The organism is Mesorhizobium sp. 128a (assembly GCF_053848025.1).
The window spans coordinates 203,319-221,047 of record NZ_JBSPKY010000004.1; the positions used below are offsets into that span (position 1 = coordinate 203,319).

20 protein-coding genes and 2 tRNA genes are annotated in these 17,729 nt (G+C 63.2%); 14 read left to right on the top strand and 8 right to left on the bottom strand.

From position 1 onward, the window contains the following. Positions 1-233 precede the first annotated feature (233 nt). The 6 genes from ACWTU9_RS09720 (at position 234) to ACWTU9_RS09745 (ending at position 5,479) form a co-directional block, all read left to right on the top strand. The gene (locus ACWTU9_RS09720) at positions 234-1,670 is read left to right on the top strand and encodes an FAD-binding oxidoreductase (RefSeq protein WP_455858098.1); all 1,437 of its coding nucleotides are present in this window, start codon (positions 234-236) and stop codon (positions 1,668-1,670) included. Beyond that, complete coding sequence (locus ACWTU9_RS09725) at positions 1,667-2,404, top strand: FadR/GntR family transcriptional regulator (RefSeq protein ID WP_454587203.1); 738 nt, start codon at positions 1,667-1,669, stop codon at positions 2,402-2,404. Before ACWTU9_RS09720 ends, ACWTU9_RS09725 begins: the two co-directional genes overlap by 4 nt. A 2-nt stretch (positions 2,405-2,406) precedes the next feature. Further along, complete coding sequence (locus ACWTU9_RS09730; RefSeq protein ID WP_455858099.1) at positions 2,407-2,844, top strand: VOC family protein; 438 nt, start codon at positions 2,407-2,409, stop codon at positions 2,842-2,844. 81 nt (positions 2,845-2,925) lie between these two features. After that, positions 2,926-3,954 (top strand): ABC transporter substrate-binding protein, encoded by a 1,029-nt coding sequence (locus tag ACWTU9_RS09735; RefSeq protein WP_454576272.1) that lies wholly within the window; start codon positions 2,926-2,928, stop codon positions 3,952-3,954. After that, positions 3,954-4,727: an ABC transporter ATP-binding protein gene (locus tag ACWTU9_RS09740; RefSeq protein ID WP_455858100.1), complete on the top strand. Its 774-nt coding sequence runs from the start codon at positions 3,954-3,956 to the stop codon at positions 4,725-4,727. The genes ACWTU9_RS09735 and ACWTU9_RS09740 overlap by 1 nt, the downstream gene beginning before the upstream one ends. After that, complete coding sequence (locus tag ACWTU9_RS09745) at positions 4,724-5,479, top strand: ABC transporter permease (RefSeq protein ID WP_455858101.1); 756 nt, start codon at positions 4,724-4,726, stop codon at positions 5,477-5,479. The genes ACWTU9_RS09740 and ACWTU9_RS09745 overlap by 4 nt, the downstream gene beginning before the upstream one ends. Positions 5,480-5,485: 6 nt before the next feature. On the opposite strand, the gene ACWTU9_RS09750 is transcribed toward ACWTU9_RS09745, so the two are convergent. Both ACWTU9_RS09750 and ACWTU9_RS09755 read right to left on the bottom strand, forming a co-directional pair. Beyond that, complete coding sequence (locus tag ACWTU9_RS09750) at positions 5,486-5,614, bottom strand: hypothetical protein (protein ID WP_455858102.1); 129 nt, start codon at positions 5,612-5,614, stop codon at positions 5,486-5,488. Positions 5,615-5,647: 33 nt separating this feature from the next. After that, on the bottom strand, positions 5,648-6,829 hold the full coding sequence (locus ACWTU9_RS09755; RefSeq protein WP_455858103.1) for a M24 family metallopeptidase: 1,182 nt from the start codon (positions 6,827-6,829) through the stop codon (positions 5,648-5,650). 211 nt (positions 6,830-7,040) lie between these two features. Here ACWTU9_RS09755 and ACWTU9_RS09760 point away from each other — a divergent pair, with 211 nt between their 5' ends. The 5 genes from ACWTU9_RS09760 to ACWTU9_RS09780 all read left to right on the top strand — a co-directional run bounded on the left by ACWTU9_RS09760 (position 7,041) and on the right by ACWTU9_RS09780 (position 11,977). Next, on the top strand, positions 7,041-8,207 hold the full coding sequence (locus ACWTU9_RS09760; protein ID WP_455858104.1) for an ROK family transcriptional regulator: 1,167 nt from the start codon (positions 7,041-7,043) through the stop codon (positions 8,205-8,207). After that, positions 8,204-8,968: an ATP-binding cassette domain-containing protein gene (locus ACWTU9_RS09765; protein WP_455858105.1), complete on the top strand. Its 765-nt coding sequence runs from the start codon at positions 8,204-8,206 to the stop codon at positions 8,966-8,968. The genes ACWTU9_RS09760 and ACWTU9_RS09765 overlap by 4 nt, the downstream gene beginning before the upstream one ends. Before the next feature lie 41 nt (positions 8,969-9,009). Next, complete coding sequence (locus tag ACWTU9_RS09770; protein WP_455858106.1) at positions 9,010-10,050, top strand: sugar ABC transporter substrate-binding protein; 1,041 nt, start codon at positions 9,010-9,012, stop codon at positions 10,048-10,050. 147 nt (positions 10,051-10,197) lie between these two features. Next, positions 10,198-11,193 carry an ABC transporter permease gene (locus ACWTU9_RS09775; RefSeq protein WP_454576117.1) on the top strand — a complete coding sequence of 332 codons (996 nt, stop codon included), beginning with the start codon at positions 10,198-10,200 and terminating at the stop codon, positions 11,191-11,193. A 13-nt stretch (positions 11,194-11,206) separates the two neighbouring features. Beyond that, a complete protein-coding gene (locus tag ACWTU9_RS09780) occupies positions 11,207-11,977 on the top strand; it encodes an SDR family NAD(P)-dependent oxidoreductase (RefSeq protein ID WP_455858107.1) in 771 nt (256 codons plus the stop codon). An 18-nt stretch (positions 11,978-11,995) separates the two neighbouring features. Here the strand turns inward: ACWTU9_RS09780 and ACWTU9_RS09785 are convergent, their stop codons facing one another. Further along, positions 11,996-12,820 (bottom strand): M15 family metallopeptidase, encoded by an 825-nt coding sequence (locus tag ACWTU9_RS09785; RefSeq protein WP_455858108.1) that lies wholly within the window; start codon positions 12,818-12,820, stop codon positions 11,996-11,998. A 203-nt stretch (positions 12,821-13,023) separates the two neighbouring features. Here ACWTU9_RS09785 and ACWTU9_RS09790 point away from each other — a divergent pair, with 203 nt between their 5' ends. After that, positions 13,024-13,581, top strand: a complete 558-nt coding sequence (locus ACWTU9_RS09790; protein ID WP_455858109.1) for a hypothetical protein — start codon at positions 13,024-13,026, stop codon at positions 13,579-13,581. Between the two features lie 76 nt (positions 13,582-13,657). Here ACWTU9_RS09790 and ACWTU9_RS09795 read toward each other — a convergent pair. Next, positions 13,658-13,733: transfer RNA gene (locus ACWTU9_RS09795), tRNA-Val, on the bottom strand. Positions 13,734-13,950: 217 nt separating this feature from the next. On the opposite strand from ACWTU9_RS09795, the gene ACWTU9_RS09800 reads away from it, so the two are divergent. Further along, a tRNA-Asp gene (locus ACWTU9_RS09800) sits at positions 13,951-14,027 on the top strand. 127 nt (positions 14,028-14,154) lie between these two features. Here ACWTU9_RS09800 and ACWTU9_RS09805 read toward each other — a convergent pair. Then, positions 14,155-14,403 carry a hypothetical protein gene (locus tag ACWTU9_RS09805; RefSeq protein WP_454587214.1) on the bottom strand — a complete coding sequence of 83 codons (249 nt, stop codon included), beginning with the start codon at positions 14,401-14,403 and terminating at the stop codon, positions 14,155-14,157. Between the two features lie 352 nt (positions 14,404-14,755). On the opposite strand from ACWTU9_RS09805, the gene ACWTU9_RS09810 reads away from it, so the two are divergent. After that, positions 14,756-15,040 (top strand): hypothetical protein, encoded by a 285-nt coding sequence (locus ACWTU9_RS09810; RefSeq protein WP_455858110.1) that lies wholly within the window; start codon positions 14,756-14,758, stop codon positions 15,038-15,040. Positions 15,041-15,065: 25 nt separating this feature from the next. Here ACWTU9_RS09810 and rbsK read toward each other — a convergent pair whose 3' ends face one another. The 3 genes from rbsK to ACWTU9_RS09825 are packed head-to-tail and all read right to left on the bottom strand — an operon-like array spanning position 15,066 to position 17,552. Further along, positions 15,066-15,995, bottom strand: coding sequence for a ribokinase (gene rbsK / locus ACWTU9_RS09815; protein WP_455858111.1), 930 nt, complete (start codon positions 15,993-15,995; stop codon positions 15,066-15,068). Between the two features lie 4 nt (positions 15,996-15,999). Beyond that, positions 16,000-16,452: an RbsD/FucU family protein gene (locus ACWTU9_RS09820; protein WP_454587216.1), complete on the bottom strand. Its 453-nt coding sequence runs from the start codon at positions 16,450-16,452 to the stop codon at positions 16,000-16,002. 47 nt (positions 16,453-16,499) lie between these two features. Then, the gene (locus tag ACWTU9_RS09825; RefSeq protein WP_454576109.1) at positions 16,500-17,552 is read right to left on the bottom strand and encodes an ABC transporter ATP-binding protein; all 1,053 of its coding nucleotides are present in this window, start codon (positions 17,550-17,552) and stop codon (positions 16,500-16,502) included. Positions 17,553-17,729: the final 177 nt, after the last annotated feature.

Below are 17,729 nucleotides of genomic sequence, written 5' to 3' on the forward strand. Positions count from 1 at the left end.
GTTGGCACCCTATTCTCACCTGAAACGTTCCCGTCCCGACTGATTCCTGCGACCCGGGCTTATCCCTGCGCCGGACGGACCACCCGTGGTGTGAATGCACTCACGACGCGTAACGCGCCCGCAACCACTCCCCTCTGAACTGCCCACCGCTCGCGGCAGAGCCTCATTGACTCTCATCTGGTTGTAGGATGATATGTATCACCCTATAGCCCTACCTCGTTTGACGGCCACTAATGACTATCCACGCCCTTTCGCCAGACATTCTCAGCGCTCTGCAAGGTGCTGTCGGAACGAATGGCGTCACCGTCGATGCCGCCGGCATGGCGAAATATCTCGGCGACTGGTCGGGCGATCATCATGGCGCAGCGCTTGCCGTGCTGAGGCCGGCTTCGGTGGCCGAGGTTCAGGCGGTGGTGCGGCTGTGCGCCTCGCTTGGGCTTGGCATCATCCCGCAAGGCGGTAATACCGGCCTGGTGGCCGGCGCGATCGACATCGACACCGCGAACTCCGTGGTCGTCAGCCTCGAGCGGCTGAACACCATCCGTCGGATCGACACCGACAATTTCGTGCTGCAGGCCGATGCCGGCTGCATCCTGCAAACCATCAAGGATGCAGCCGACGCGCAGGATTGCCTGTTCCCGCTGGCGCTCGGCGCGCAAGGCAGCTGCCAGATCGGCGGCAATGCGGCGAGCAACGCCGGCGGCATCAATGTGCTGCGCTATGGCATGGCGCGCGACCTCATGCTCGGCCTCGAAGTGGTGCTGCCGGACGGCGAGTTGTGGAACGGCTTTTCCGGCCTGCGCAAGAACAACACCGGCTATGATCTGAAGCAGCTTTTCATCGGCTCGGAAGGCACGCTCGGCATCATCACCGGCGTCGAACTGAAGCTGTTTCCCAAGCCGGTGCGGACCGAAACCGCCTATGTCGGCCTTGCCTCGTTCGAAGCCGCGATCGCGCTGTTCCGGCAGGCGCGCCGCACCTCGGCCGATCTGATGTCGGCCTTCGAGATCATCGGTTCCGAATGCATCGCGCTGGCGCGACTGATCGACGCCAAAACGGTGTCGCCGGTCGAGGCTCCCGTGCATGTCCTGATCGAACTGTCGGCCAGTGCGGCGATCGACCTGCGCACCCTTCTGGTCGATTTCCTCGCCGATGCGATGGAGAGCGGCCAGGTCATCGACGCCGTGCTTGCGGAAAGCAGCGCGCAGGCAAAATCCTTCTGGGCGATCCGCGAAGGACTGGTCGAGGGTCAGGCCAAGCGCGGCTATCATGTGCGCACCGATCTTTCGGTGCGGATTTCGGACATCCCTGGCCTCATCGATCGGGCGCGCCGCTTTGTTGCGAAGGAGCATCAAGGATGGCTGCCGCTGGCCTATGGCCATGCCGGCGATGGCAACATCCATTTCAACGTGCTGCCGCCTCAAGGGTTCGACGAGCACGAGGCCCGCACCCGAGGCACAGAGATCACCGCCGGGCTCTATTGGATTGCCAATTCGCTCGGCGGCTCGATCAGCGCCGAGCATGGCATCGGCCGCACCCGCCACCGCACCTTCATGGCAGGCCTGGCGCCTGCCCATCGCCGGCTCATCGGCACGTTGAAGAATGCCCTCGACCCGCAGGGCCTGATGAACCCCGGCTGCCTTCTGCCGGCAACGGAGACCGCTCCATGAAGCAAAGATTGGCCGCCATCGGCACTGTCGAAACGCTGCCGCACCGTGTCGCGACCTTCCTCGGCCGCGAGATTGAATCGGGCGATCTCAGCCCTGGCACGCGGCTGCCGACGGAACAGGAGCTGTCCGAAAAATTCGGCGTCAGCCGCAATGTGGTGCGCGAGGCGATCGCGCAGCTGCGGGCCGACGGCATGATTGAGGCGCGGCAGGGCATCGGCGCCTTCGTGCTGGCGCCGGAGCAGCGGGCCTCGATTCGCATCGACGGCGAAGCGCTCCGGGAAGGCCAGAATATGGAGCGGCTGTTCGAGCTGCGCTGCATCCTCGAAGCCGAGTCCGCCGCGCTTGCGGCCGTACGGCGCGACCAGGACCATCTCGACGCCATCAAGGCCGCACTCGACCGCATGAGCGGCGAGGAGCGCTGGGAGGAAGGCAGCATCGACGCCGATCTCCTGTTCCACCGCGAGATCGCGCGCGCCACCGGCAACAGCTACATCCACACCTTCATCTCCTTCGTCTGCGAGCAGATCCGCCGCTCGATCTATTACGCGCGGCAGACCAACCCGCTGCACGATCTGGTTGAGATCAATGTCGGCGAGCATGTGCGCATCTACGAGGCGCTGGTCGCCGGCGATGCCGCAGCCGCAGAGGCGGCGATGCGCGCCCACATCATCGGCGCGGCCGAGCGCGTCGGCGTCAAGCTGCCGGCGGCGCGGCGCAGCAGCAAGGGGATTTAGCCATGCCGCTCGGCACCGCTTACGCGATTTCAGATGTCTGCCTGCTGGTCGAGGACATCGGACGGACAGTCGACTTCTATGTCGACAAACTCGGCTTCCGGCTGCGCCGCCGCGCCGAAGGCTTTGCCGATTTCCATGGCGAGGGCGTGACGCTGGCGGCGTGGGAGATCGATCACATCAACGAGCATACCGGTGTGTCGAAGCTCAGATCGCCGCGCCATGCGCACAAGGTCTGCGTGGCGGTAAGGCTCGACAAGGCGGCCGACATCGACCGTCTGCATGGCGAGCTCAGCGCCAGGGGCGTGCCATTCTACGGGCCGCCGGAAAACTATGTCTGGAACGCGCGTTGCGCCTATTTCACCGACCCGGACGACACGCTCTGGGAATTATACGCCTGGCTCGACGGCGGCCCCGGCGACTACCACGACGAACAGCCGTAGACGACCCGCGCCGTCGGGAGCGGCGCGCAATGAACAGAGAAACTCTTGCAACAGGAGCGAACAATGAGTGGGAAATTCGATATGAACCGCCGCAGCTTTGTGAAATCCGGCATCGCCGCCGTGGCAGCTGCATCCACCGGCATGCAGCTGGTGCTGACGCCGGGCGCCAAGGCAGCCGGCAAGGTCGTCATCCAGTATGACTGGCTGATGTCGAACGGCCAGATCGGCGACATCGCCGCCGTCGCCAATGGTTACTTCAAAGATGCAGGCCTCGAGGTGGAGTTCAGCCCGGGCGGACCGAATTCCGCGACCGTGCCGCCGGTCGTCTCGGGCTCCGCCCAGCTTGGCCAGTTCTCCGAGACGCCGCAGCTCTACGCGGCACGCGCCAGTGGCGTTCCGGTGAAAATCATCGCCTGCGGTTTCCGCACCGGCCCCTATGCCTTCACCTCCAAGCCGGCCAAGCCGATCAGAAGCGCAGCCGACCTCAAGGGCAAGAAGATCGGCATCCAGCCGACGGCGCGTTTCGTCATCGACGAAATCCTGTCTAAGAACGGCATCGACCCGGCTGACGTTACCGTCGTCAACGTCGGCTTCGACAAGGCGCCGCTGGTGCGCGGCGACGTCGACGCCATTGGCGGCTGGATCACCAACACGCAGGCGTTGAGCGTCGTCGGCGACGACCGCATCGACCTTCTGGTGCGCGATCTCGGCCTGAATTCCTATGCCGATGTCTATTTCGCCACCGATGCGGCGATCGAGAAGGATGCGGACACGCTGGCAAAGTTCATCGGCGCCGTCGGCAAGGGCTGGGGCTGGGTGCACGCCAACCCCCAGGAAGCAGTGAAGAAAATGGTCGCCGCCTACCCCGAAATGGACCAAGGCTGGGAGGAAAAGACCGTCAATCTGATCCTAAAACTGTCCTTCGACGGCGCAACGGCCAAGGATGGTTGGGGCACGTTCGATCCGGCTTCGATCGAAGAGCAGCTGGCACTGCTCGACAAGGTCGGCCAGTACCCCAATGGCCGGCCCGCGGCGGCAGACGTCTACACCACGAAAATCCTCGAACTGTCGGCCGCCGACCGGCCCAAGCTCGACGCGCCCGCCGCCTGATGGCGAACGCGATCGAGGCAAACAGGCTCGATGTCGGCTATGGCGGCCGGCATCAGGCCGTCAAAGTGCTTGCGGGCCTCGACCTCACCGTCGCGGCCGGCTCGTTCCTGTCGATCCTTGGACCGTCGGGTTGCGGCAAGTCGACCTTGCTTCGGGTGGTGGCCGATCTGCTGGAGCCGCTCGGCGGTACGATCAGCGTGCTTGGCGATACGCCGCATGCGGTGCGCTCGCGCCGCGATGTCGGCTTTGTCTTCCAGGATTCGACGCTGCTGCCCTGGCGTACGGTGCGCGACAATGTGCGGCTGCCGCTCGGCGTCGGGCAAGGCAGCCTGACCCGCCAGATCGAAGACCGCTCGGAAGAATTGCTGGAACTGATGAGGCTTGGCGGATTTGGCGAGCGGCTGCCGCACCAGCTTTCCGGCGGCCAGCGGCAGCGCGTGGCGATCGCCCGCGCGCTGCTTGGACAGCCGAAGCTGCTGTTGATGGATGAGCCGTTCGGCGCCCTGGACGAAATCACCCGCGACCGCCTCAATGACGAGCTTCTGGCGCTGTGGCGGCGCACCGGCACGACCATCCTGTTCGTCACCCATTCGATTGCCGAAGCCGCCTATCTCGGCGAGCGCGTGATCGTGCTTGCCGCGAATCCCGGGCGTCTGGTCAAGGATCTGGACATGCGGCCGTTCAAGCAGGACGGCAACCGCTGCAAGCGCGAAGACCCGGCAATCGTGGCCGCGATGGCGCAGCTGCGTACCGCGCTGGAGCAGGCCTCATGAGACAGGCGCCCTTGCCGCCAATGCTGGCCATCGCGCTCCCCATTCTGGGCGCCGCCTCAATCGTGCTGACCTGGCAGTTCCTGCTGCCATGGCTCGGCGTGCCAGCCTATATCGTGCCGACGCCGACAGCCATTTTTGGCGTGTTCCAGAAAAGCTTCTCGCTGCTGCTCGGCAATCTCTGGCCGACCTTGATCGAGGCGCTGTCCGGTTTCGTCATCGGCAATCTCGCCGGCGTGCTCTTGGCGGTGCTGTTCGTGCACAACCGCGTGCTGCAGGCCGCCTATTTCCCGATCGTGCTGTTCTTCAACACCATCCCGATCCTGGCGCTGTCGCCGATCATAATGCTGATTTTCGGGCTGGGCATGACGCCGAAGATCGTCATTGCTGCCGTGATCTGTTTCTTCCCGACGCTGGTCAACATGATCCGCGGCCTGGATTCGGCAAGCAGCAACGAGCACGAGCTGTTCCGGGTGCTGTCGGCGACGCGCTGGGAGGTGTTCTGGAGCCTGCGCCTGCCGCGCGCGCTGCCGATGCTGTTTTCCTCGCTGCGCATCGCCTCCGCCACCGCCGTCATCGGCGCCATTGTCGGCGAATGGATCGGCTCCGACAAAGGGCTCGGCGCGCTGATCATCCAGGCGAGCTTCAACTACCAGTCGGACCGCCTCTACGCCGCGATCGTGCTGTCCTCGGGCCTGTCGATCGTGCTGTTTTGCCTCGTGGTGCTGATCGAGCGGCGGGCGATAAAATACTGAGAGCTGTCAGGCGGCATCGTCCGGCGATGTCGACAAGAACAGCGCCCCCACCGAGACCATGGTGGCGACGCCGGCTTTCAATGCGGCCTCATCGACGCGAAGCCTGGCGTGATGCAGCGGATAGACCGAACCCACCGGGTCGCGCCATCGCCGACCCCAAATGGCCGCTCAGGATTTGACATGAATGTCCCGCGGGAATTTCGTCAGCGTCTCGTTGCCGGTCTCGGTCACCAGGATGGTCTCGCTGACCTCGATGCCCCAGCCGTCCATCCACATGCCGAGAATGGAATGGACGACATTGCCTGATAGCAGCACCGTCTTGTCGCCGGGTCTCAGGCTAATCGTATGCTCGCCCCAATCCGGCGGATAGGCGACGCCGATGGAATAGCCGATGCGCGATTCCTTCTTCAGCCCGTAGCGCTGGATGACTTTGCGCCAGGCGGCTTCGACCGCCTCGGCAGTGGTGCCCGGCCGGACCGCATCGAGCACCGCATCCATGCCTTCGATGACAGCCTTTGCCGTATCAGCGACACGCGTCGGCGTCTTGCCGAGCTGCATCGTCCTGGCGAGGCCGGCGGCGTAGCGGCGGCAGACGCCGGCGAGTTCGAGCGCAATCGTCTCGTCCTTGCCGAAGCGGCGGTCGCTCCACATGATATGCGGCGCGGATGCGTTTTCGCCGCCGAGGATCGTCGGCGGCAGTGCCGTGATGTCGCCGGCAAAGTCCGGACTGCCGGCGATCTGCGCTGCCTGGATGGCGGCGATCGCATCGCATTCACGCACGCCCGGTGCGATGACTTCGAAGGCCCTTGCGACAGCCGCTTCTGCCAAGGTCGACGCCTTGCGCAGATAGGCGATTTCGGGCGCCGATTTGACCGCACGGATCCAGTTCACCAGCAGATCGGCATCCTGCCATTTCGTATTGGGCAAGCCGGTGACGAGCCGCGCATGGGCCTTCGGGGAGAAATAGTAGGCTTCGAGTTCGATGCCGATATGTCTGCCACCCCAGCCCTTGGCGACGATCCAGGTGGCGATCCAGTCCATCGGATGACGGTCGGCGCGCTGGACATGGTCTTCCGGGAAGCCGACGACGTTCTCCGGCTTCATCCAGGCGGTCAGCAGACCGCCGGCCGCATCCATGGCGCGACCGATCCAGACCGGCTCGGCCTCCTGCTCAATCGGAACCAGCACCACCTGCGGCGTGTAGAACGACCAGCCGTCATAGCCGGTGATGTAATGCTGGTTGGCGACGTCATTGACGACAAGCAGTTCGAGCCCACGCTTGCCCATCTCGGCGCGAATTTTTTTGAGCCGCTGCTGGTACTCGTCGCGCGCAAAAGGCAGTTCGATCATCGTTTTTCCCTGCTGAACCATCGGCCGGGCGAGCGCCGCGCCCGCCTGATGTCTTGCACCATTGCGGTGGTTTCAGCCCGACCGCAATCGGCCAGCGCAGCGCATGGGACCGGTCCTGCACCGCGGACCGGAACTGACACAAATTATTTTTGAATTCCATTTGACTGAATAAATTGCCTATGCAAGTCTCGCCTCTCCCAAGGAGAGGGAAATGGCACTGCGAGGGACCAATCAGGAGTTCGGGCGGCCTTACAATCGGCGCATCGTGCTGGAGTCCATCCGTCTTCACGGGCCAATTGCCCGCGGCGACATTGCCAGCCGCGTCGGCCTCACCGTCCAGACCGTGTCGACCATCGTTCGCGAGTTGGAAGAACACGGCTATCTGCTCTCGCTGCGCGAAGAGCCACGCGGTCGCGGGCTACCGCCGGCGACGCTCAGGATCAATCCGGAAGGCGGCTATGCCGTCGGCGTCCACCTCACCCCGATGGGCATCGACGCAGCGCTGATTAATCTCAGCGGCGATGTCATCGAGAGCACGCATCGCGAGGCGCCGCACGCAACGCCCGACCATGCCTTCGAGCTGATCGGCGCCATGGTGCCGGAATTGACCGCGTTGCGGCCCGGCGGCCGCGTGCTCGGAATCGGAATGGCGCTGCCTGGACCTTTCGGCGTGGAATCGATGAGCTTCGTCGGCCCGACGACCATGGCCGGCTGGAAGGATGTGGCGCTGCCGGAACGGCTCACGGCCTCGACCGGGCTGCCGGCCTTCTTCGAAACCGACATGGCGGCGGCCGCCATGGGCGAACGCCTCTATGGTCTCGGCGCCGGCTTTTCCGAATATTACTACCTCTATTTCGGCGTCGGTCTGGGGGGCGCCATCGTCCATGACGGTGCGGTGATGCGTGGCGCCTGGGGCAATGCCGGCGAGATCGGCCACATCCCCGCTATTCCCGGCGGCGAACTCTGTCCCTGTGGCAACCATGGCTGCCTCGAACGCTACCTCTCGCTCGAGGCGCTGCGCCGGCGCAACATCGGCGAAGCCGCCTGGGTGGCCGAAGTCGCGCCGATCTTCCGCCACGCCATCGTCACCATCGAGAACCTGTTCGACCCGGAGACCGTGATCCTCGGCGGGCTCGCTCCCACCGACCTCCTGGAAAAACTGGTCAGCGCGGCGGCACAGCTTCCCAATTCGATCTCGGCGCGACGCGACCGCAGGACACCGCGCGTCATGGTCGCAACCGGCGGCCAGCATTCGGTGCTGCGCGGTGCCGCCGCATTGGCGGTGTCCGGTGTGCTCTCGCCGCGTTTCGGCCAGATGTTCATCGCCGAGCGCGAACGCCGGTCCGACCTCATGCAGAGCAAAGGAGTGGCGGCATGACCGAACCGCTGCTGGTACTCGAAAACGTCACCAAGAATTACGGCGCCATCCAGGCGCTGAGGGGCATCAGCTTCTCGATCGGCAAGGGCGAGGTCGTGGCGCTGCTCGGCGACAATGGCGCGGGCAAGTCGACGCTGGTCAAGATCATCGCCGGCGGCCTCGAGCCGAGCTCCGGCCGCATGCTGTTCGAGGGCAAGGAATTCCTGGCGAAATCGCCGGCCGAGGCCAAGGCTGCCGGCATCGAGACCGTCTACCAGGACCTGTCGCTCTGCACCAATGTCGACGTCGTCGCCAATTTCTTCATGGGCCGCGAGATCACCCGCAAGGTTCTCGGCATTCCGATCCTCGACGAGCGTGCCATGGAAGCCGTGGTCGGCAAGGCGCTGGCAAGTGCCGGCACCCGCATTCCGTCGCTGCGCACCAATGTCGAGCACCTCTCGGGCGGACAGCGCCAGGCCATCGAGCTCAACCGCTTTGTGCATTGGGGCGGCAAGCTCGTGCTGCTCGACGAGCCGTTCGCGGCACTCGGCGTCGAGCAGACCAGGCGCGGCCTCGACATGATCCGCCAGGTGGCCAAACAGGGCATCGGCGTCGTCATCATCACCCACATCATGCAACAGGCCTTCCAGGTCGCCGACCGGATCGTGGTGATCCGGCAGGGCGTCGTGGCCGGCGATGTCGCACGCAACAAAACAAGTCCCGATGCGGTGATCAACATGATCACCGGTGAGACGCTTGCCGGTGCCGGACCGGCAGGTTGAGGGACAAAAGAGGGGTCCGGTATAAAAGAGGAGCGAACGACATGAAGCGAATACTTGTTCTTGTCCTCGGTATCCTGGCACTGGCCTATGCCTCGCTCGCGCCGGCATGGGCCCAGACCAAGGGCACCGTCTACTATTTGGTTCCGACCTTGCTCGATGAATTCCAGACCGGCTCGGTGAGCGCGCTGGAGCTGTTCCTCAAGCAGGTCGGCTACGAGCAGAAGACACTCAACGCCGACAACAAGACCGACGCGCAGCAATCGCAGATGAACGACGTCATTGCGCTGAAGCCTGCGGCGATCATCCTGGCCGCCGTCGATTTCAACGCGCTGAAACCGTCTATCGAGGCCGCTCGTGCCGCCGGCATCCCGGTGGTGGAGTTCGACCGCCAGATCACCTCGACCCCGTCCGATTTCACCTCGGTGGCGGGCACGGTCGAAATCGGCTACGTCGCCGCCGACCAGGCGCAAAAGCTTCTGACCGCCAAGAACGGCTCGGTGAAGGGCAAGATCCTGCAGGTGCTCGGCGATCCCGGCGACCCCTACACGCTCGACATCCAGAAGGGTTTCGAGGAGAAGATGAAGGCGTTCCCGGACGTCAAGATCATCTCGCTGCCGGCCATGCAATGGGAAGCCAGCAATGCCGGCACCATCGTTGCCGACCAGATGCTCGCCAACCCAGACATCGACCTGATCTTCAGCCATGCCGCGCACCTCTCGGTCGCCGCCGTCGCCTCGCTCGAGGCCGCCGGCAAGAAGCCGGGCGACGTCATGCTGATGAGCTCGAACGGCGCTCCGGTCGGCCTCGACCTGATCCGCAAGGGTTGGCTTAATGTCGAAGTCGAGCAGCCGCTTTACGCGCAGGCCGCTGCTGTCGCCATGTTCATGGACAAGATCGCCGGCAAGCAGGAAATCCAGCCCGGCGAGTATGACGTGCTTGGCTTGAAGTCGACCGTGACCAAGGAAGCCTGGGGCCCCAACATCAAGATCCCGGGAGCCGCGATCACCAAGGAAAACGTCGACAATCCGGCCTTCTGGGGCAACCAGAAGCCGCCGACGGACACCATCAAGTCGGTCGAATAGTCATCTGCCAAGCGCTCCGGGCCATTGCGGCCCGGAGCCTGCCCTTTCACAACGCCGCGTCCCAGGGACGCCGTGGCGAATTTGAATCCGCGCCTGAACCCAACGAAATCGACCTGATTTCGCGGGAGGCGCCAACCGGATCAGCCCATGAACCCGCGCACCCGCAAAGCCCTGGAGTTCGTCCTCGACAACCTCGTCTGGTTCATGCTGGTCTTTGTGTTGATCGTCTTTTCCATCTTCGTCCCGAACTATTTCCAGCTCGGTATCTTCGCCAACATCATCGAGGCCTCGAGCGTGCTCGGCGTGATGTCGATTGGCCTGTCGCTGGTCATCATTGCCGGCCATATGGACCTGTCGGTGGAATCGGTGGCCGCACTCAGCGCCATGACAGTCGGCATCCTGTTCTGCTCATCGGGCATCGGCATGGGCATTCAGCTCAATCCACAATGGTTGATGGTTCCGGTTTCGCTGCTGATCGCTCTGGCCGTCGGCGGCATCATCGGTGCCTTCAACGGCTATCTCGTGGTCAAGGTGAAGATGAGCGCCTTCATCATCACGCTGGCGTCCTACATCTGGGTGCGCGGCCTGGTGCTGGTGATCTCCGGCGGCCGCTCCGCGCAGGATCTGGCGCCGGCCATCCGCTGGTTCGGCATCCAGCGCCTCGCCGGTCTGCCGCTGACCGCCTGGATCGCCGTCGCCTGTTTCGTCCTGTTCTCGCTGATCATGGCCAAGACGCCGTTCGGCCGGCACCTGATCATGATCGGCGGCAATGAAACCGCGACTTTCCGTGCCGGCATCCGCGTCAACCGCAATTTGATCATCGCCTTTGTGCTTGCCGGCGCCATTGCCGGCCTCGCCGGCTGGCTGCTCGCCATCCGCACCTCCGGCGCTACCGCCAATCTTGGCGTCGGGCTGCTGTTCAACGCCTTTGCCGCCGTCGTCATTGGCGGCGTCAGCCTGAAAGGCGGCGTCGGCACTCTGCCCGGCGTCTATGCCGGCGTGCTCCTGCTCTCCTCCATCAACACCGCGATCAATCTGATGGGCCTGCCGGCCAATTTCACCCAGGTGATCCACGGCCTTCTGGTGCTGGCCGCCGTGCTGCTAGACGCCTTCAAGCAAACCATTCGCCAAAGACTCGCATGAGAGGACGACTCGTATGACCGGACGGCTGCAAGACAAGGTCGCGCTGATCGTCGGGAGCGCACGCGGCATCGGCAAGGGCATTGCGCAGCGCTTTGCCGAAGAAGGTGCAAGGCTGGTGCTGGCCGACAGCGAAACCGAGGCCGGACAAGCGACCGCGGATGAGCTTGGCGCTGCCTTCATCCGCACCGACATCTCGCTAATGACGGACGCCGAGGCCGCGGTGGCGCTGGCGCTGAGCCGCCACGGCCGCCTCGACATCGTCGTGCAGAATGCCGGCATCTATCCCTGGCAACTGATCGAGAACACCAGCCCGGACGACTGGGACCGGGTGATGGCGGTCAATTTGCGCGGCACCTTCAACGCCACGCTGGCGGCGCTCGCGCCGATGAAGGCACAGGGTTACGGGCGCATGCTCTACACCTCGTCGATCACCGGCCCGCATGTCACCAGCCCCGGCCACGGCCATTACAGCGCCAGCAAGGCCGGCATCAACGGCTTCATCCGCTCGGCGGCGCTGGAATTTTCCGGCTACGGCATTACCGTCAACGGCGTCGAACCCGGCAACATCCTGACCGAGGCGATCGAACTGCATCGCGGCGCCGCCTACATCAAGAACATGGAAGATTCGATCCCGCTGGGACGTCTCGGCAGCCCGCGCGATGTGGCCAACGCCTTCCTGTTCCTGGCCTCCGACGACGCCAGCTACATCACCGGCACCACCATTGTCGTCGACGGCGGCCAGCTGCTGCCCGAAGGCAAGGATTTCCGGCTGCTGCCACCTTGAGCCTGCGGTCAGCGCCGATCAGCCGGATTTCTTGTATAGCAGGAGTTCGGGCCGGTACTCGAAATGCATGGTGTCGTAGTGATACCAGCGCCCGCCCCAGATGAAGCCGTTTTTCTCAAACAATTCCGCGATTTCCAGCGGGATCCGGTTCTTGAATGGTATGTGTGCCTTCGGGTTGGTCTTGTTTCTGTTGTTGTACCAATAGTCGGAGAAACCGACATTGATATCGAAGGCCGCTCCAAAAGAGTGGACGCTCAACCGGTCCGTGCCGGCGATGGGTCGCCAGACAAAGCCGCCGCCGGGCTTGAGCCCGTAACGGCTCAACTCCGCGGGCATCGCCTCCAGGGCATGGGAGACTTTGCCCAGCCGGTCGTTGATGCCGAAAACCTTGGTGACCTGCACGGTTTTCTTGCCGAGTTTCGGCAGCCATTTGACGTTGGCGATGTGATTGCCTACTTCCGCGGCACTTGCCCCGTAAAGCTTCTCGAAGAAGGCTTCGTTGCGGATACGGCCGGGATCGAAATCCTCCGCCGGGATCAAAGCGCCTTCCGCTGCCGTCGGGTAGACGTAGCGAAACATGTCTTCGATGTCTGGGCTTTCCAACAGCGCTTCGGCGTCGCGTAGCTTGCCGTCGTCCCACACCATGGTGGTGCCGTCGCTCCAGGTCAGGACATTGCCCTTGATGGTGAAAAGCCCGGGATAGGCCTTGAGCAGGGCCGCCTTGGCGGCAGCCTGGTCGACGCCGTCGCCCGCGGTCCCTGCACAGGCGAAGCTGCCAGCACCGCCCAGTGCCGCCAAGACGATCACCAGCCGCAACAGCAGCCGCCCTGGATGATTGATCATTGTCGTCCCCCCCGGAAGACCCCATCGCAATATTGCCGTCGAAGACTCCTACCAAATCGGGATCGATAGCGGCAGTTCACCGTTCAAGACGAGGATTTCAAGCCCTTACCGCCGCGATCCCCGCCTTGCGATGGCTTTCATTCATCGTGCATTTAGCCAGGCTGCTATAGGATAGCTCGCGTGAATCATAAGGGAGACAAATCGTGTCAAAAACCTCCAACGCCCTGGTCCGGACGGCGCTCACATTCATCTGCCTGGTTGGCCTGGCCTCGGCCGCTTGCGTTCTTTTCCCCGCCGCGGCGTCAGCTCAACGCATGCAGCGATGCGCTGATGAAGGCGGCATCTGCCGCCTGCCCTATCCAGCCGAAGTGGTCTATGGCGCGCGCGGACAGACCACCTCGCGCTTTTTCGATCGTCCTGCCGTGCCCTGCTCAAACCGTGTCTTTGGCGATCCCGCGCCCGGCCGTGACAAGGCTTGCTATATCGTGAGGCGCGGCGGCGGTAACGATTATGGCGACAATGACGACAACTACGGCGATGACAATTACGGCGATGACGACTACGGCCAGGGTCGCGGCAGATGGGTGGCCTGCGCCAGGGAGAATCAGTACTGCGATTTCCGTGGACGCAAAATGGTGAGGTACGGCGCGCGCGGCCGGTTCACACAAGGCGTTTTCCGGAATGGCGTGCGTTGCAACAACGACTCATTCGACGAGGATCCCGCTCCTCGTGCCAAGAAGACCTGCTTCGTCAGGCAGTAACCTAGTGCCGGTATGAAAGTCGGGTGCGGCCGGTCATGGCCGCGCCCGGCATTCGGGATTTGGTGGGCCGGGATCTTGGTGGGCGATGACGGGCTCGAACCGCCGACATCTTCGGTGTAAACGAAGCGCTCTACCAACTGAGCTAATCGCCCGCTCTGGCCGGACCTTTAAGCGGTCGGAACCGGCTTCGCAAGGCCAAATGATCAGGGACGAGCTTAGCCGCATAGCGGTTTTCGGGGCCAAATTGCCGCCGGTCAAAAAACCTTCTCCTGTTTGCGTTTATGCTGCGCAGCTACGCTTGACACCCGGTGGCGAACCCCTTATCCACCGCCCCAACGACGAACACGGCTGACACGTGCTCGTCAATGCGCGGGTGTAGCTCAGTTGGTTAGAGTGCCGGCCTGTCACGCCGGAGGTCGCGGGTTCGAGCCCCGTCACTCGCGCCATTTCTCTTCAAGGGTCACGATCCTTGGTGTCGGAGAAATGTCGACGTTGATGTCAAAAATGTCTCCTTGAATGCGTTCAGATCGATCCCTTGGAGCGATCAATGCTGCGCCGGTGTAGCTCAGCCGGCTAGAGTGCAGGCTTGTCACGCCGGAGGTCGCGGGCTCGGGCCCCGCTCGCACCATTTCCCTCGATGCCCTCTGATTCCCGCCTGTAGATCAGGCGGACGACGAGGCCGAGGTATCCAAGCTGAAGAATAACCATTGCAAGAACAGCCCAGCCGAGCGCCTTCCAGATGGATCCAGTTGCCATTTCGGCCCAGATCGCAACGATGAACGACGTTGCGAACATGCCCACCAGAAACTGCGGAAAATACATGATGGCCCAGCACCCAATGTTTCGGCTATTCGGGCGGCAGCTAAGAGCCCGCCGCTTCATTTTTAGAAGCGACGGGCCCCAATCGCCCCCCGGCTTGCCAAGAGCGACAGATGCCCCCGGCATTGCTGACAGTGCAATTGCGGTGCCAGATGCGGCGGCCCATTACGGGACACCTATGCCAATGGCGCAAGACCGGATTGCCGATTAACATTATCTGTGGCTAATATGCCACCCTGGTCGGGAAGGGACCAAGGTGGCGAGGTTTTTGAAAGGCTTGTTGGCAGCGACGCTGGTGGCGTCGGCAGGCTGATGCTGGTCCAACGACACCAACAAGCAGATCTTCGAAGACGCATTGAGGACGATCAGCGCCCAGATGTATTCCGGCATCCTGAGCCAGGAATGCATGCACGGACGGCGCTACCCGCAAAGCCGCATCGAGAACGGTTTCAAAAGGCACTTCGAGGAAATGAGGCTGCGGTTGATCGCGGGTGTGTACACGATCGTGCCCAATGTGACAGAGAGCAACTCACAGTGGACTCATTCGGAAATGGCTTTTGACGCCAAATGGCGGCTTGGCATCCCGCGCCAATTCGGTTGCCTTCGTGCATATTGGCTCGACAACGATCCAGACTGGTAAGGTTCCATATGGGACGTGGTCGAGATCAAACCTTCGCCAGCAGCGCCTCGACCTCTTGCAGCGTCGGCATGGATGGCGCCGTGCCTGGCCGCGTCACCGAAATGCCGGCGACGGCGCAGGCGAAGCGCACGGCTTGCAGCGGCTCCACGACCTTGGCAAGTGCGGCGGCCAGGCCGCCATTGAAGGCATCGCCCGCACCGGTGGTTTCGACCACGGGGCCGGCACTGACCACGGGAACATGATCGGACCGATCCGCCGTGTGCAGAAGCGCACCTTTTTCGCCAAGCGTGATGATGACCGAACCGACACCTTTCCCGAGCAGGCTGTCGGCGGCGCGGCGGGCGTCGTCGATGGAGGTAACCTTGATACCGGTCAGTTCCTCGGCCTCGGTCTCGTTGGGGGTGACATAGTCGCAAAGCGCGTAGATGCGATCCGGCAGTTTTGCCGCCGGCGCCGGATTGAGGATGGTGGTCACCCCTGCCCCGCGCGCGATCTCGAGGGCGCGTAGCGCCGCATCGATCGGCTGCTCGAGCTGGGTGACGAAGACGCCGGCCGAACCGATCAGGCCGGCATTGGCCTCGATGTCTTCAGGAGAGATCAGCATCGCTGCACCCGGGCTGACGATGATGGCGTTGTTGCCGGTGGTTTCCTCGATGAAGATATAGGCGGCACCCGTATAGCTCTCGGGCGTATCGATGACGGCTGATTTCACGCCGGCATCTTTCCAGGTCGCCTTGGCCATATCGGCAAAAGCATCCACGCCGAGCCGGGTCAGGAAGGTGACGTCGGCGCCAAGCTTGCCCGCCGCCACCGCCTGGTTCGAGCCCTTGCCGCCCGGCCCCAGCTTGAAGGAATTGCCAAGGATGGTCTCGCCCATGCGCGGCTGCCGATCGGCACGATAGGCGGTGTCGGCGACAAAGACGCCCAATATGACGACAGGCTTGCCGGATGCCATTGTGCTACTCCGCATCCGGCGGCACCACGCCCTTGCGGAAGGCAAAGCAGCCGTAGAAGCGAAGCTCGCCGGACTGGATGACGCAATAGGCCTTCTTGGCGCGCTCGTAGAAGGCGTAACGCTCAACCGAGATCATCGGCCAGGCTTTGCCCTCGGCCTTATCAATCTGTTTTTGCACCTCTTTTTGCACCGGCGGAATTTCGGCCGGCTTGCCGACGATCTCCATGCGGGCGGCAGCGTCGTCGACGAACGTGTCCAGCGGATAGAGCGACAGCACCGCCTTGACCACATCGGCCGCCGGCGCGTCGATGCGCAGGAGCTTGCCGAGCACGGTCTGCTTTGCCACCGAATCGGCCGGGAAATTGGTATCACAGATGATCAGGTCGTCGCCGTGTCCCATCGCCCGCAGCGCCTGAAGCACATCGGCGTTGAGCAATGGGTTGATCCCTTTGAGCATGGCAGTCCTCGTCAATAGGCTTGTTGAGCGAAAAGGCGGTTGGAGAATCAGAGCCGGTTGCCGGTCTCGGCGTCGAAGAGATGAACCTGGTCGAGCCGCGGCTTCAGATGCAGCGTGTCACCCGGCTTGAAGTCGTGGCGTTCGCGAAACAGCGCCACCATCTCGCCGTCGCCGAAGCGCAGGAAGACCAGCGTTTCGGAGCCGGTCGGCTCGACCACCGAGATTTTCGCCGGCACGCCGTCGGCGTGGATTTCCAGGTGCTCGGGCCGCACGCCGTAGACCACCGCCTGGCCCTCCCTGGCGGCGCTTCCGGCAGCGATCGGGAACAGCGTGCCCGCTATCTCGACCTTGTCGCCCTTCCTCACCACGCCCTTGAGCAGGTTCATCGACGGCGAGCCGATGAAGCCGGCGACAAACAGGTTGGCCGGCCGGTCGAACAGTTCCAGCGGCGCGCCGACCTGCTCGATACGGCCATCGCGCATGACCACGATCTTGTCGGCCATGGTCATGGCCTCGATCTGGTCATGGGTGACATAGATGGTGGTGGTCTTCAGCCGCTGGTGCAGTTCCTTGATCTCGGTGCGCATCTGCACGCGCAATTTGGCATCGAGATTGGACAGTGGCTCATCAAACAGGAACACTTGCGGATTGCGCACAATGGCGCGGCCCATGGCGACGCGCTGGCGCTGGCCGCCGGAGAGCTGGCGCGGATAGCGCTTGAGGTAGGGATTGAGGTCGAGGATGTCGGCGGCGCGCTTGACCCGCTCGGCGACCACGGCCGGGTCGGTGCCGCGCAGCTTCAGCGCGAAGGCCATGTTCTGCTCCACCGTCTTGTGCGGATAGAGCGCATAGTTCTGGAACACCATGGCGATGTCGCGTTTGGCCGGCGGCAGATTGTTGACGATGCGCTCACCGATGGCGATCGTGCCGCCCGAAACGGTTTCCAGACCGGCCACCATTCTGAGCAGCGTGGACTTGCCGCAGCCCGACGGGCCGACCAGCACCACGAACTGGCCATCGGCGATTTCGACGCTGACATCGTGCAGGACCTTGACGGTTCCGAACGCCTTGGCCACATTGGTGATCGCGACTTGAGCCATCGTCCCCCCTTTTCTCGCGGTGAAGCTAGCCATTGCCAACGGCAAGGGCAAGTCAGTATCTTATAGATAAAAAGCCATTCGTGTTGACAAGGTAATCGATTACGCGAATAGTGGCGAGTGCCAATCCGACAGTCGGATTTTTTCCCGAAAATCGGAGCTCCAGGCGACGCAGGGTGG

What these genes read in the sequence shown, in the direction of transcription:
- ACWTU9_RS09720 (WP_455858098.1), top strand. Translation starts at nt 234, where the DNA reads ATGACTATCCACGCCCTTTCGCCAGACATTCTCAGCGCTCTGCAAGGT.
- ACWTU9_RS09725 (WP_454587203.1), top strand. Translation starts at nt 1,667, where the DNA reads ATGAAGCAAAGATTGGCCGCCATCGGCACTGTCGAAACGCTGCCGCAC.
- ACWTU9_RS09730 (WP_455858099.1), top strand. Translation starts at nt 2,407, where the DNA reads ATGCCGCTCGGCACCGCTTACGCGATTTCAGATGTCTGCCTGCTGGTC.
- ACWTU9_RS09735 (WP_454576272.1), top strand. Translation starts at nt 2,926, where the DNA reads ATGAACCGCCGCAGCTTTGTGAAATCCGGCATCGCCGCCGTGGCAGCT.
- ACWTU9_RS09740 (WP_455858100.1), top strand. Translation starts at nt 3,954, where the DNA reads ATGGCGAACGCGATCGAGGCAAACAGGCTCGATGTCGGCTATGGCGGC.
- ACWTU9_RS09745 (WP_455858101.1), top strand. Translation starts at nt 4,724, where the DNA reads ATGAGACAGGCGCCCTTGCCGCCAATGCTGGCCATCGCGCTCCCCATT.
- ACWTU9_RS09755 (WP_455858103.1), bottom strand. Translation starts at nt 6,829, where the DNA reads ATGATCGAACTGCCTTTTGCGCGCGACGAGTACCAGCAGCGGCTCAAA.
- ACWTU9_RS09760 (WP_455858104.1), top strand. Translation starts at nt 7,041, where the DNA reads ATGGCACTGCGAGGGACCAATCAGGAGTTCGGGCGGCCTTACAATCGG.
- ACWTU9_RS09765 (WP_455858105.1), top strand. Translation starts at nt 8,204, where the DNA reads ATGACCGAACCGCTGCTGGTACTCGAAAACGTCACCAAGAATTACGGC.
- ACWTU9_RS09770 (WP_455858106.1), top strand. Translation starts at nt 9,010, where the DNA reads ATGAAGCGAATACTTGTTCTTGTCCTCGGTATCCTGGCACTGGCCTAT.
- ACWTU9_RS09775 (WP_454576117.1), top strand. Translation starts at nt 10,198, where the DNA reads ATGAACCCGCGCACCCGCAAAGCCCTGGAGTTCGTCCTCGACAACCTC.
- ACWTU9_RS09780 (WP_455858107.1), top strand. Translation starts at nt 11,207, where the DNA reads ATGACCGGACGGCTGCAAGACAAGGTCGCGCTGATCGTCGGGAGCGCA.
- ACWTU9_RS09785 (WP_455858108.1), bottom strand. Translation starts at nt 12,820, where the DNA reads ATGATCAATCATCCAGGGCGGCTGCTGTTGCGGCTGGTGATCGTCTTG.
- ACWTU9_RS09805 (WP_454587214.1), bottom strand. Translation starts at nt 14,403, where the DNA reads ATGTATTTTCCGCAGTTTCTGGTGGGCATGTTCGCAACGTCGTTCATC.
- rbsK (WP_455858111.1), bottom strand. Translation starts at nt 15,995, where the DNA reads ATGGCATCCGGCAAGCCTGTCGTCATATTGGGCGTCTTTGTCGCCGAC.
- ACWTU9_RS09820 (WP_454587216.1), bottom strand. Translation starts at nt 16,452, where the DNA reads ATGCTCAAAGGGATCAACCCATTGCTCAACGCCGATGTGCTTCAGGCG.
- ACWTU9_RS09825 (WP_454576109.1), bottom strand. Translation starts at nt 17,552, where the DNA reads ATGGCTCAAGTCGCGATCACCAATGTGGCCAAGGCGTTCGGAACCGTC.